This is a genomic window from Devosia riboflavina, assembly GCF_000743575.1.
GTDB lineage: Bacteria > Pseudomonadota > Alphaproteobacteria > Rhizobiales > Devosiaceae > Devosia > Devosia riboflavina.
The window spans coordinates 80,211-92,640 of the sequence record NZ_JQGC01000002.1 but is presented as its reverse complement, the minus strand read 5'-3'; the positions used below and the strand labels follow the sequence as shown (position 1 = coordinate 92,640).

The following is a 12,430-nucleotide window of genomic DNA, read 5'->3' as shown; positions in this document are numbered from 1 at the left end:
TCCTACGGCCCAGGGCCGTCTCAAGGGGGCCCAGCCGGTGGCTGTCCTTGATATCGGGTCCAACTCGGTTCGCCTTGTCGTCTACGAGCGCCATGCGCGCTCGCTGACGCCACTCTACAACGAAAAATCGGCCTGCGCGCTCGGCCGGGGCATTGCCCAGAGCGGGCGGCTGGCCGATGCAAATGTCGAAAAGGCACTCGACGCCATCAAGCGTTTCGCGCTGGTGGCGCGGATGATGCGCGTCGGCAAGGTACATGTGCTGGCGACTTCGGCCGTGCGCGATGCGGCCAATCGGGAAGAATTCGTCTCGGCCGTCGAAGCGATCATGGAGGCGCCGGTTCGGGTGCTTTCGGGCGAGGAAGAGGCGCATTTTGCGGCGCTTGGCGTGGTTGCTGGCATTCCGGGATTTGCAGGTGTGGTCGGTGATCTCGGCGGCGGCAGCCTTGAGCTATCGATCATAACCAACGGCCGTGACGCCAACGGGCAGTCGCACGAACTGGGCGTCATTCGCCTGCAGGACGATGCCGATGGGTCGCCCAAGAAGGCTGCGGCCCTAGTGCGCGAAAAGCTCAAGAAGTCGTTGCTGGCGGGCATTGAGCCAGGTGGGCAATTTGCGGCCATCGGCGGCACCTGGCGGTCCCTTGCAAAGCTCCATCTCGAGCTGCGCGACTATCCCTTGCACATGGTGCAGGACTATGTCGTGCCGGCGGCGGAGATGATCGCGGTCTGCGAAGAGATCATTGCGGCCGAGTCGCTGAAGACCTATCCGGGCTCGAACAGCGCCAGCAATTCGCGCCGAGAGCTGGTGCCGTTCGGTGCGGCGGTGCTGGCGGAAGTGCTACGCGCCGGGAAGTTCGAGAGTGTCGTATTCTCGGCGCTGGGGGTCCGCGAAGGCTATCTGCACGGACTGCTGTCGGAAGCCGAGCAGGCGGTCGATCCGCTGATTCAGGGCGCCGAGGAATTGTCGGTGCTGCGGTCGCGCTCTCCGGCTCATGCGTCCGATCTGGTCGAGTTTACCGCGCAGTATTTTGCGGCCACCGGTACTGTCGAAACGGCAGAGGAAAGCCGGCTGCGGCAGGTGGCGTGCCTCCTGGCCGATATCGGCTGGCGCGCGCATCCCGATTATCGCGGGCCGCAGAGCGTCGATTCTGTAGCCTATGGCTCGCTGACGGGCGTCGATCATCCCGGCCGTGCCGTGCTCGCCCATGCCATCGCTGTGCGCTATGACGGGCTCAAGACAAAGTCGGCCAATACGCTGATCCCGCTGGCTTCGCCGGAAATGATTAAGCGCGGGCGGCTGATCGGCACACTGTTCCGCGTGGCCTATCCGATGACCGCGGCCATGCCGGGCATATTGCCGCGCATTCGCTTCCGGCTGGAGGGCGATGTGCTGGTGCTGCAACTGCCGGAAGACTATGCCTTCCTCAATGGCGAACACCTGCGCAACCGGCTGAGCCAGTTCGCCAGTTTTGCAGAGCACGCGGATGCACGGGTTGAGGTGGGCTGAGGGCTACTCAGGATCCGAAACGGCCGTCATCATCGCGGTGACCGCATGGTCTAGGGAATCGAGTTCGGTCGTATAGATGTCCCACAGCGACCTGGCGTCGCTCTTGTGGTAGGTGTGCCTCAGAACGTTGCCAAGGTCCGCAACGTTTCGCCAAGGAACGCCTTGCCCATGGCTGCTTTTAAGGTCGTCCGGAATGTGCCGAGACGCTTCGCTCGCAATCTCCAGATATCGTTCGAATGCGGCGCGAATGTCGGGATCGGCATACATCTGCTCGAACGTCTTTCCGTCGAGCAACCGGCGAATATTGGCAATTGAGTCCCTGATATCAGCCAGCCGATAGATTGTGCGCCGGGTCATCAGAAAATCCGGACCAAGTCCGGCTGGGCTTCCCTGACGAACTTGTCGTCCAAGCTTCGCTTCATGAAGATGTTCGCGGGCAGGCCGATGCTGTCTTCGACGATGTGGCCGATGCCTACAACCTTCAGCATCGAGAACGGCTGATCGTCGTTTACTTCGATCATCAGGTCTATGTCGCTGTCTGGACGATGGTCGCCGCGCGCCCTTGAGCCAAACAGGCTCATATGCGTCACGCCATCCCGCTCTAAATCGGGGCGCAATCGCCTTAGACTGGTCAGCAATTCATCGCGGGCAATATTCGGCATGCAGGAAATATAGCATGCGACCAGCCCTTTGCCACCTGGCTACTCAGCCGCCTCGGCCTGATTGACGGCAAACTCGATGACGCCTTTTCGTGTCGCGGCGAGGCCGATGCGGCCGTGCTTGATGGCAAGGGCCTTTTCGCCGAAGAGTTTGCGGCGCCAGCCCTTGAGGGCGGGAACGTCGGCGTCGTCATCGAGCACAAGGGCGTCGATGTCATCCGACGTCGCCAGGATGCGGGCGGCGACGCCGTGTTGCTCGGCGACCGATTTCAAAAGCACGCGGATGAGGTCGCCCACGGCGCCCTTGGGCGAGGGGCCGCGATAGCGCTCGGGCAGGGTGGGGAGGTCGGCCTTTTGCAGGGCCTCCACGCCCTTGAGGAGCTCGATGATCTCGGCGGCGGCGGAGCTGCGGCCGAAGCCGCGGGGCACGGCGCGCAGCTTGTCGAAAGCGTCGGGGGTGAGGGGGCGCTGCATGGCGAGATCGAACAGGGCATCGTCCTTGAAGACGCGGCTGCGTGGCTGGTCTGATGTCTGCGCCTTGCGCTCGCGCCATTCTGCCAGGACCTTGAGGGCGGCGAGATCGCGCGGGCGGTTGATCTTCATCTTGAGCCGTTCCCAGGCCTCTTCGGGCTGGACGACATAGGTATCGATGCTACGCAGGACCGTGAGTTCGTCTTCGACCCAATCCCAGCGGCGAGTCTGTTCCACCTGCTTGCGCAGTTCGCGGTAGATGTCTCGCAGATAGGTGACATCGGCCAGCGCATAGAGGCGCTGTTTTTCCGACAGGGGGCGGGCCGACCAATCGGTAAAGCGCGAGGACTTGTCGAGCTCGACCTTGCAGATGGCGCGCACGAGGCTGTCATAGGACGCGCTATCTCCAAAGCCGCACACGCTGGCCGCGATCTGCGTATCGAAGATGTTGTGCGGCACGGCGCCGGTCAGTTTGACAAAGATTTCAATATCTTGCCGCGCGGCGTGAAACACCTTGGTGACCGATGGATTGGCCAGAAGCGCAAAGAAGGGCTTGAGATCGAGGTGATCGGCCAGGGGATCGATGAGCACGGCTTCGTCGTCCGTGGCCACCTGAATGAGACAGAGGCGAGGCCAATAGGTGGTTTCGCGCAGGAATTCGGTGTCCACCGTCACGAAATCAAACTGGGCTGCGCGCTCGCAAAATGCCGAGAGCGCCTCTGTGGAAACAATCAGGTCCATATGAATACCGTCTCAAAATAGTCACTATCGTTCCTAGCAGGTGCGGAAGGATTGCTCCACCTCGGATTTCCGCCGCGGCCAGGGAAAGGCCTGACGCTTGACAATCAGGGTGCTCCATGCGCTTTTCCCGCGCGAGAATCCGGCCCTTTTTGCACTTTTTCGGAAAAGAAAATGACGACACATCGCTACCGCACCCACACCTGTGGCGCCCTGACGGCGGACGATGCCGGCAATAATGTGCGCCTTTCCGGTTGGGTCCACCGCATCCGCGACCATGGCGGCCTGCTGTTCATCGACCTTCGCGACAACTACGGCATCACCCAATGCGTGATCGACCCTGATTCCGCCGCTTTCGCCGATGCGGAAAAGGTTCGTTCGGAATGGGTGCTGCGCATCGATGGCGAAGTGAAGCTGCGTGACGCCGCGGCGGTGAACACCAACATCGCCACCGGCGGCATTGAAATCTTCATTCGTGAAATCGAAGTCCTGTCGGTGGCCAAGGAATTGCCGCTGCCGGTTTTCGGCGATGCCGAATATCCGGAAGACATTCGCCTGCGCTACCGCTTCCTCGACCTGCGTCGCGAAAAGCTGCACGCCAATATCCTGAAGCGCACCAAGGTCATTTCGGCCATGCGCGCCGGAATGGGTGACGCCGGCTTTACCGAATTTTCGACGCCGATCCTGACGGCCTCCTCGCCGGAAGGCGCGCGCGACTTCCTCGTGCCGAGCCGTATCCACCCCGGCAAGTTCTTCGCCCTGCCGCAGGCGCCGCAGCAGTACAAGCAGCTTCTTATGGTGGCCGGTTTCGACCGCTATTTCCAGGTTGCGCCGTGCTTCCGCGACGAAGACCCGCGCGCTGACCGTCTGCCGGGCGAATTCTACCAGCTCGACCTCGAAATGAGCTTTGTGACGCAGGAAGACGTGTGGAACACCGTAGAGCCGGTGATCACCAACGTGTTCGAGAAGTTTGCCGACGGCAAGCGCGTCACCAAGGGATGGAAGCGCATTCCCTACTGGGAAGCGATCCGCAAATATGGGTCCGACAAGCCTGATCTTCGCAACCCGATTGAGATGGCGGACACTACCCCATGGTTCCGTGGCTCCGGATTCAAGGTTTTTGCGAATCAAATTGAAGCGGATGACAAAGTTCAAGTTTGGGCGATCCCTGCCAAGAACAAGGTGGGGGCTGAACCAATTGGCCGTGCTTTCTGTGATCGAATGAATGCCTGGGCACAAGGCCAAGGACAGCCTGGACTTGGCTACATCTTCTTCAAGGATGGGCAGGGATCTGGACCCATCGCAAAGAATATTGGGGAAGAACGCACAAATGCGATTAGGGATCAACTAGGCCTTGTTGATGGCGACGCTGTCTTCTTCGTGTGCGGCGTTCCCAGGGCATTCTACAAGTTTGCTGGCGAGGCCAGGAACAAGGTTGGATTTGATCTTGATCTGGTTGACACCGAGCAGTTTTCGTTGTGCTGGGTCGTTGACTTCCCATTCTACGAATGGAACGAAGAGGAAAAGCGAATAGACTTTGCTCACAATCCGTTCTCGATGCCTCAGGGCGGCTTGGAGGCGTTGAACACCGATAGTCCGTTGGAGCTCTTGGCCTATCAGTATGACGCGGTCTGCAACGGCTACGAAATCGCCTCCGGGTCGATTCGTAACCAGGAACCCGAGACCATGGTCAAGGCGTTCGAACTGACCGGCAAGTCGCGCGAGGAAGTCGAAGAGCAGTTCGGCGGCCTCTACCGCGCCTTCCAGTATGGCGCTCCGCCGCATGGTGGCGCTGCCTTCGGTATCGATCGTATCGTGATGCTGCTCTGCGGCGTGCAGAACCTGCGCGAAATCACGGCCTTCCCGATGAATCAGCAGGCCGAAGACCTGCTCATGGGTGCGCCGAGCCCGGCTTCGGCCAAGCAGATGCGTGAGCTCAGCATCCGCCTCAACGTGCAAAGCTGATTTCAGCGCACTGATTTTCTACGAAAGGCAGGCCGCAAGGCCTGCCTTTTTCGTTTCCACCGCAGACTGGTGTGCTGGTTAATGGGTCTTTAACATTGCAGCACTATCAATGGGATACTGCCTTGTAGAAGTGGATATGGTCGGTGAAGGCGAAGTTCTCGCACGTTCTTATGTTGCTGGGCGCCTTGTTGGCCTTCGTCCCCATAGTCTCGGTCGACTATCTGCTGGACGCCTATGCGCGGAACAAGGAAGTGGCCGCGCTGCAGATGCGCGTCGATGCCCTCAGCTCCGAGATCAATTACAACGCGGCTAACGCCGTCGCGGCCCTGCGGCAGGTGGTCGCCGACAGCCCATCGTTCTGCACGCCGACCTTTAGCGGCTTTGCGCAGACGGCGATCGATAACAGCTTCAACGTGAAGCAGATTCTCGTCGAGAACATGGACGGGGTGCAGTATTGCGACGCCTTCGGTCGCAATGTTGCCTATTCGCCGCTGTCCGAATCCCTGCCGGTGCCGGGTCTCACCGAGACGATCACCGTCGTGAAATTCGCCGAGATGGTGATGCCGGCCCTGAAGGTTACGCAGACCCTGGGCGGGGTGCGGCGTATTTCGGCCTTTACCCCACTGATGGCGACGACGCAGGAAGCACTCGACGACAATCTGCCCGATGGGGCGATGCTGGACATTGCCCTGACCAGCGGCCTGCCGGTTCTGTCTCTCGGCACGACGGTCGATTTCGACCGCCAGGCCGCGCGCGGCGACTATCTGGCGGTGCAGAGCTTTGCCGGCGAACTGCCGATCAAGGTTCGCTACCTCTTGCCCTTTGCCCAGGCGCGGGCGGGCTATGCCGATCTCGATGTGCTCTTCACCATTCTGGCATGCCTTCTCAGCGCCGGCCTGCTGCTGCTGACGTTGCGCTATGCACGCCGCTCGCGCACACCGTCCTTCGATCTCGAGCGCGCCATTGGCCGCAACGAAATCAAGCCCTATTACCAGCCGGTCATCAACCTGCGTACAGGTGGCCTGATGGGCTGCGAAGTGCTCTGCCGCTGGGAAAAGCCAAGCGGGGAAATCGTACCGCCTGGCGTCTTCATCGACTATGCCGAAGCCTCGGGCATGGCCATTCCGATGACGCTCTCGCTGATGCAGCAGGTGCGCTACGACCTCAGCGATCTCTCGCAGAAGATTCCGGGCCTAAAAATCTCGATCAATCTTTTCGAGGGCCATTTCCGCGATGTCGGTATCGTCGACGACGTGCAGGCGATCTTTGGCAATTCGCCGATTTCCTACGACCAGCTCGTGTTTGAAATCACCGAGCGGCGGCCGCTGGAAAACTCGCTGGCAGTGAACAGCGTCATCTCGGGCCTCCATGCGCTCGGCTCGCGCATTGCCATGGACGATGCCGGCACGGGCCACTCGAACCTTGCCTATATCGCGACACTCGGCGTCGACGTCATCAAGATCGATCGCATCTTCGTCGACATGATCAAGCCGGGCACGACTCAGGTGCCGGTGCTGGACGGCCTTATCGCCATGGCCAAGGACCTCGATTGCGAAATCGTGGCCGAGGGCGTCGAAACCGAGGCGCAGGCGATCTATCTGCGCTCGCGCGGGGTGGTTCAGGCACAGGGTTATATCTTTGCGCCGGCCCTGAAAGTGGGTGCGTTCAAGGAACTGGCGCTGGCGCTGGCTTCGACCCCCGCGAGCTATACCGACATGCAGGATCCCTCTGAAATCGTTACCGACGCGGCCTGACCGAGAGTCGGGCATTTTGGGGGCGGCGAAGGCCGTATTTCTTGCCTTCAGAGGAGCCCGCGCCCCTTTCCTTCGACGCTGATTGGTGGCAGGTACGACGCCATCTAAGCTGTGCCGGAGGAAAGCGTGTCGACCGATCCCAATGAACAACGCAAGGTTCTGCGCGAAGCGGCCCTCCACTTCCATGAGTTTCCGAAGCCCGGCAAACTGGAAATCCAGCCGCTGAAGCCGCTGGGCAATCAGCGCGACCTGGCGCTGGCCTATTCGCCCGGCGTTGCCGCGCCTTGTGAAGAGATTGCGCAGACCCCCGAGGCTGTGGCGCGCTATACGTCGCGACAGAACCTTGTGGCCGTCATCTCGAACGGTACGGCCGTGCTAGGCCTCGGCAATATCGGCGCGCTGGCCTCCAAGCCGGTGATGGAAGGCAAGGCAGTTCTGTTCAAGAAATTCGCCGGCATCGACGTCTTCGATCTCGAAATCGACGAGATCGACCCCAAGAAATTCATCGATGCCGTGGCGCCGCTCTGGCCGACCTTTGGCGGTATCAATCTTGAAGACATCCGCGCGCCGGACTGCTTTGAGATCGAAGAGACGCTGCGCGAGCGCATGCCGATCCCCGTGTTCCATGACGACCAGCATGGCACTGCCATCATCGTCGGCGCGGCGGTGCTCAACGGCCTCGAACTGACCGGCAAGAAGATCGACGAGGTAAAGATCTGCACCTCGGGGGCGGGGGCCGCGGCCATTGCCTGCCTCAACGTGCTGGTGGCGCTCGGCGCCAAGCACGAAAACATCTGGGTCGCCGACAAGGACGGCCTCGTCACGCACAAGCGCAACGATGTGAATGACAAGTGGCGCGGCCAGTTCCGCCGCCAGAGCGATGCGACGACGCTGGCCGAGGTCATCGAGGGCGCCGACGTGTTCCTCGGCCTCTCGGCTGCCGGCGCGCTGAAGCCGGAAATGCTGGAGAAGATGGCGCCAAAGCCGCTGATCCTGGCGCTGGCCAATCCCAATCCGGAAATCATGCCGGAAGTGGCGAAGGCAGCGCGGCCTGACGCCATGGTCTGCACTGGGCGCTCGGACTATCCCAACCAGGTCAACAACGTCCTCTGCTTCCCCTTCATCTTCCGCGGCGCGCTCGACGTGCATGCGACGACGATCAATGAAGAGATGAAGCTGGCGGCCGTTCGCGCCATCGCCAAGCTTGCGCACGAGCCGGGTCTTGAAGTCTCTGCCTCGGGTGCGCCGGCCGTGTTCGGTCCGGATCACATCATTCCCAATCCGTTCGATCAGCGGCTGATCCTGCGTATTGCGCCGGCCGTCGCGCGGGCGGCGATGGAATCGGGCGTAGCGAAGCGCCCGATTGCCGACTGGGATGCTTACCAGGACCAGCTTAACCGCTTCGTCTTCCGCTCCGGCCTCGTGATGAAGCCGATCATCGATCGCGCCCAGGGCCAGAACAAGCGCATCGCCTTTGCCGATGGTGAAGACGAACGCGTGCTGCGCGCAACCCAGGTGCTGCTCGAAGAGCGGATTGCCCGCCCGATCCTGATCGGCCGTCCGGCCGTGATCGAGGCGCGCATCGAGCGTTTCGGCCTCAGCATCCAGCCGGGTCGCGACTTTGAAATCATCAACCCCGAAGACGATCCGCGCTACCGCGACTATGTCAACCTGTTCCACTCGCTGGTGGGCCGCAATGGCGTGACGCCGGACACGGCCCGCACCATCGTGCGCACCAATACGACGGTGATCGGCGCGCTGGCGGTGAAGCGCGGCGAAGCCGACGGCCTGATCTGTGGTCTTCAGGGTCGCTACATCAAGCATGTCCGTGACATCCGCTCGATCATCGGGCTGCAGGATGGCGTGAGCGATGTCTCGGCGCTCTCCATGCTGATCATGCCGCGCGGCGCCTTCTTCCTTGCCGACACCTATGTGAACCAGAACCCGTCTGCCGACGAACTGGTCAGCATTTCGCTGCAGGCGCGGGATCACCTCAAGCGCTTCAATATCGAGGCGCGCATGGCGCTCCTGAGCTATTCGAACTTCGGTTCGCGCGATGGCGACAGCGCCTTCAAGATGCGCGAGGTCTATGCCAAGCTCAAAGCCGTGGCACCGGACCTGATCGTCGAGGGCGAAATGCAGGGCGACCTGGCGCTGAATGAAGTGCTCCGCGAGCGCTATGTGCCGGAAACTGTGCTCAAGGGCGAAGCCAATCTCCTGATCTTCCCCGATCTCGATGCGGCCAACCTTTCCATGACGCTGCTCAAGGAAATGAACAATGCCCTGGCCGTCGGTCCGATCCTGATGGGTACGCGCGCTCCGGCGCACATCCTTGCCCCGTCCGTGACCAGCCGCGGCATCGTCAATATGGCGGCCATTGCCGCAAATGAAGCCATCGGAGCCGAATGATGATCCGTCACACCGTCGTTTTCTCGCTCAAGCATGCGGCCGGCTCGGAGGCCGAGGCGGCCTTTCTGCGGGATGCTCTCGTGCTGGAACGCATCCCGGGTGTCGAAAAATTCGAGCGCCTGAAGCAGGTCAGCCCCAAGGCCGACTATGCCTATGGCTTCTCGATGGAGTTCGCCGACCAGGCGGCCTATGACGGCTACAATGTGCATCCTGACCACGTCGCCTTTGTGCAGGGACGCTGGGTGCCGGAAGTCGCAAAATTTCAGGAGATCGACTACGTTGCGCTCTGAGGCCGCGTAGGTTAAGACCGCCGCATAAATCCTTATCGCCAAAAGCCGAGGAAGTTCCATGAACCAGATTGCTGTGTTCAGTGGCAGTGCTCACCCCGAGCTGGCTAAGGAGATATGCGCCGATCTCGGCGTGCCGCTGCTCCCGACGCGGGTCAAACGCTTCTCCAATGACTGTATCGAAGTGCAATTGCAGGCCAATTGCCGCGAGCAGGACGTGTTCCTGGTCCAGACGCTGAGCGCGCCGGTTCAGGAACACCTGATGGAATTGCTGTTGATGCTCGACGCGGCGCGTGGGGCTTCGGCAGCGCGCATCACGGCGGTCATTCCGCACTATTCCTACGCGCGATCAGACAAAAAGGATGCGCCGCGTATTTCGATCGGCGGGCGCCTCGTTGCCGATCTTCTCAAGACCGCCGGCGCCGACCGCGTGCTGACCATGACCCTGCACTCGCCGCAGGTGCATGGCTTTTTCAGCGTACCGGTGGATCACCTGCATGCGCTGCACGAACTGGCCATGCATTTCCGCCGCTTCGATCTCAGCAATACGGTCGTCGTTTCGCCGGACCTGGGCAATGCCAAGACGGCGGCGGCCTTTGCGCGGAGCCTCGGTACGCCTGTCGCTGCCGGGGCCAAGGAGCGTATCACCGATACGCAGGTGCGTATCTCGGCCATCATCGGCGAAGTGCGGGGCAAGGATGTCATCATTCTCGACGATGAAATCGCCAGCGGCGGTTCTATCCTCGAACTGCTGAAGCATCTGCGGGCCAATGGTGCGCGCTCGGCGCGTGTCGCCTGCACGCATGGCATCTTCGGTAGCGATGCGGTTGCGCGTCTGGCGGCCGAGCCTGATGTGATCGAGATCGTCTGCACCAATACGCTGCCGAACGCGGCGTTGCAGGCTCACGGCAAGCTGACGGTGCTGTCTGTCGCGCCGGCCTTGGCCGAAGCGATGCGCCGCATCAATAACGGGGAATCGGTCAGCGCGCTTTTCGAGGAAGACAGCCTGCCGGCGCGGGTCGCGGCCGAATAGCTAAAGAGCTAAACCGGACATTAATTCCTCAGACGGCATAGTGGAGGACCCTAGACCGGTCCGTACATGCCCACTCGACTTAAACGCCCACCATTCTGGCGTCCTTTGGCCCTAGCCGTGACACTCCTGGCTTTCCAGGGCTATCTCGGCTATTCGGCCATCAGTGGCCAATTCGGCATTGAGGGTCGCGACGAAATCCACGCCGACATTCAGGTGCTCAAGGATCGTTCTTCGGCCCTGCAGGCTGAAATCGACAGCTTTCGTCACCGCAATTCGCTGATGAACCCGCGTCACCTCGATCCCGATATCGTGACGGAACGGGCAAGGGCGCTGCTCAACATGGCCAATGCCGATGACATCCTCATCATGGTCGATCCGGCAACCGGTAAACCGATTTCCGGTAAATTCCAAGAATTAATCGATGATGAGTTAATCCGGATTATCGAAGCAGATTCAACGCTCTAAGATGCATTATTATGCGTTTCTGGAGCAATTTTATCTGTCAAACGCTTGCGCTATAGTGCGAGAAGTGGCCTGATCGGCCTAGCGGCAAATTCCATTCTATACCGGGAGCCCCACCCATGGCGCGCAAGGCGACGGCCACCAAGGCCAAGACGCAGCCCAATGCCCCCCAGTTCACTGGTGAACAGGACCTCGAAGCTTTCCGCGAAATGCTGCTGATCCGGCGTTTCGAGGAAAAGGCCGGCCAGATGTATGGCATGGGCCTCATCGGCGGCTTCTGCCACCTTTATATCGGCCAGGAAGCTGTCGTCACCGGCATCACCATGGCCTCGGAAAAGGGCAAGGACGCCCAGATCACCGGCTATCGTGATCACGGCCACATGCTGGTCATGGGTCTCGACCCCAAGGGCGTCATGGCCGAATTGACCGGTCGCCAGGGCGGCCTGTCGAAGGGCAAGGGTGGCTCGATGCACATGTTCTCCAACGAGCACCGCTTCTATGGCGGCAATGGCATCGTCGGCGCGCAGGTGTCGCTCGGCACGGGCCTCGCTTTCGCTTCGAAGTACAAGGGCGACGGCTCGGTGAGCCTTGCCTATTTCGGCGACGGCGCTGCCAATCAGGGCCAGGTCTACGAAAGCTTCAACATGGCCAAGCTCTGGAAGCTGCCGGTTGTCTTCGTGATCGAAAACAACAAATACGCCATGGGCACTTCCATTGAGCGCGCTGCTGCGACGACCGATTTCTCCATGCGCGGCGCTTCGTTCGATATTCCGGGCGAGCAGGTCGACGGCATGGACGTGCGCATGGTCTATGATGCCGCCAAGCGCGCTATCGAGCATGCCCGGTCCGGCAATGGCCCCTACATCCTCGAAATGCTGACCTACCGCTATCGCGGCCACTCCATGTCCGACCCGGCGAAATATCGCTCCAAGGACGAAGTGACCAAGTATCGTCAGGAACGCGATCCGATCGAACAGGTCCGTGCGCGTCTGCTCGAAGCTGGCGTCATCACCGAAGACGATCTGAAGAAAATCGAGACCGACATTCGTGCCATCGTCACGGAAGCGGCGGATTTTGCCACCAATGATCCGGAGCCCGATGCTTCGGAGCTGTGGACCGACATCACGATCGAGGCCTGATCTCAC

The 12,430-nt window shown here is 60.8% G+C and carries 11 protein-coding genes; 8 read left to right on the top strand and 3 right to left on the bottom strand.

Translation table 11 applies throughout. The annotated features are described in order from the left end of the window. The first annotated feature begins 37 nt into the window (after positions 1-37). The gene (locus JP75_RS02530; protein WP_035079189.1) at positions 38-1,507 is read left to right on the top strand and encodes a Ppx/GppA phosphatase family protein; all 1,470 of its coding nucleotides are present in this window, start codon (positions 38-40) and stop codon (positions 1,505-1,507) included. A 3-nt stretch (positions 1,508-1,510) separates the two neighbouring features. On the opposite strand, the gene JP75_RS02525 is transcribed toward JP75_RS02530, so the two are convergent. The 3 genes from JP75_RS02525 to rnd are packed head-to-tail and all read right to left on the bottom strand — an operon-like array spanning position 1,511 to position 3,378. Then, positions 1,511-1,864, bottom strand: a complete 354-nt coding sequence (locus JP75_RS02525) for a HepT-like ribonuclease domain-containing protein (RefSeq protein ID WP_035078766.1) — start codon at positions 1,862-1,864, stop codon at positions 1,511-1,513. After that, positions 1,864-2,169 carry a nucleotidyltransferase family protein gene (locus JP75_RS02520; RefSeq protein WP_051960209.1) on the bottom strand — a complete coding sequence of 102 codons (306 nt, stop codon included), beginning with the start codon at positions 2,167-2,169 and terminating at the stop codon, positions 1,864-1,866. The genes JP75_RS02525 and JP75_RS02520 overlap by 1 nt, the downstream gene beginning before the upstream one ends. A 39-nt stretch (positions 2,170-2,208) precedes the next feature. Then, on the bottom strand, positions 2,209-3,378 hold the full coding sequence (gene rnd / locus JP75_RS02515; protein WP_035078763.1) for a ribonuclease D: 1,170 nt from the start codon (positions 3,376-3,378) through the stop codon (positions 2,209-2,211). Between the two features lie 171 nt (positions 3,379-3,549). On the opposite strand from rnd, the gene aspS reads away from it, so the two are divergent. From aspS to pdhA, 7 genes are all read left to right on the top strand, one after another. Beyond that, complete coding sequence (gene aspS / locus JP75_RS02510; protein ID WP_035078760.1) at positions 3,550-5,340, top strand: aspartate--tRNA ligase; 1,791 nt, start codon at positions 3,550-3,552, stop codon at positions 5,338-5,340. A gap of 143 nt (positions 5,341-5,483) precedes the next feature. Continuing rightward, positions 5,484-7,094 carry an EAL domain-containing protein gene (locus tag JP75_RS25025; RefSeq protein WP_152565710.1) on the top strand — a complete coding sequence of 537 codons (1,611 nt, stop codon included), beginning with the start codon at positions 5,484-5,486 and terminating at the stop codon, positions 7,092-7,094. A 126-nt stretch (positions 7,095-7,220) separates the two neighbouring features. Next, entirely contained in the window at positions 7,221-9,503 is a 2,283-nt protein-coding gene (locus JP75_RS02500) for an NADP-dependent malic enzyme (RefSeq protein WP_035078758.1), read from the top strand. Continuing rightward, positions 9,503-9,793, top strand: coding sequence for a Dabb family protein (locus JP75_RS02495; protein WP_035078757.1), 291 nt, complete (start codon positions 9,503-9,505; stop codon positions 9,791-9,793). The genes JP75_RS02500 and JP75_RS02495 overlap by 1 nt, the downstream gene beginning before the upstream one ends. A gap of 58 nt (positions 9,794-9,851) precedes the next feature. Further along, positions 9,852-10,823, top strand: a complete 972-nt coding sequence (locus JP75_RS02490; protein ID WP_035078756.1) for a ribose-phosphate diphosphokinase — start codon at positions 9,852-9,854, stop codon at positions 10,821-10,823. A 117-nt stretch (positions 10,824-10,940) separates the two neighbouring features. Further along, positions 10,941-11,288 (top strand): FtsB family cell division protein, encoded by a 348-nt coding sequence (locus JP75_RS02485; protein WP_160194628.1) that lies wholly within the window; start codon positions 10,941-10,943, stop codon positions 11,286-11,288. Between the two features lie 116 nt (positions 11,289-11,404). Beyond that, positions 11,405-12,424 carry a pyruvate dehydrogenase (acetyl-transferring) E1 component subunit alpha gene (gene pdhA, locus JP75_RS02480; RefSeq protein ID WP_035078752.1) on the top strand — a complete coding sequence of 340 codons (1,020 nt, stop codon included), beginning with the start codon at positions 11,405-11,407 and terminating at the stop codon, positions 12,422-12,424. Positions 12,425-12,430: the final 6 nt, after the last annotated feature.

What these genes read in the sequence shown, in the direction of transcription:
- JP75_RS02525 (WP_035078766.1), bottom strand. Translation starts at nt 1,864, where the DNA reads ATGACCCGGCGCACAATCTATCGGCTGGCTGATATCAGGGACTCAATT.
- JP75_RS02520 (WP_051960209.1), bottom strand. Translation starts at nt 2,169, where the DNA reads ATGCCGAATATTGCCCGCGATGAATTGCTGACCAGTCTAAGGCGATTG.
- rnd (WP_035078763.1), bottom strand. Translation starts at nt 3,378, where the DNA reads ATGGACCTGATTGTTTCCACAGAGGCGCTCTCGGCATTTTGCGAGCGC.
- aspS (WP_035078760.1), top strand. Translation starts at nt 3,550, where the DNA reads ATGACGACACATCGCTACCGCACCCACACCTGTGGCGCCCTGACGGCG.
- JP75_RS02495 (WP_035078757.1), top strand. Translation starts at nt 9,503, where the DNA reads ATGATCCGTCACACCGTCGTTTTCTCGCTCAAGCATGCGGCCGGCTCG.
- JP75_RS02490 (WP_035078756.1), top strand. Translation starts at nt 9,852, where the DNA reads ATGAACCAGATTGCTGTGTTCAGTGGCAGTGCTCACCCCGAGCTGGCT.
- pdhA (WP_035078752.1), top strand. Translation starts at nt 11,405, where the DNA reads ATGGCGCGCAAGGCGACGGCCACCAAGGCCAAGACGCAGCCCAATGCC.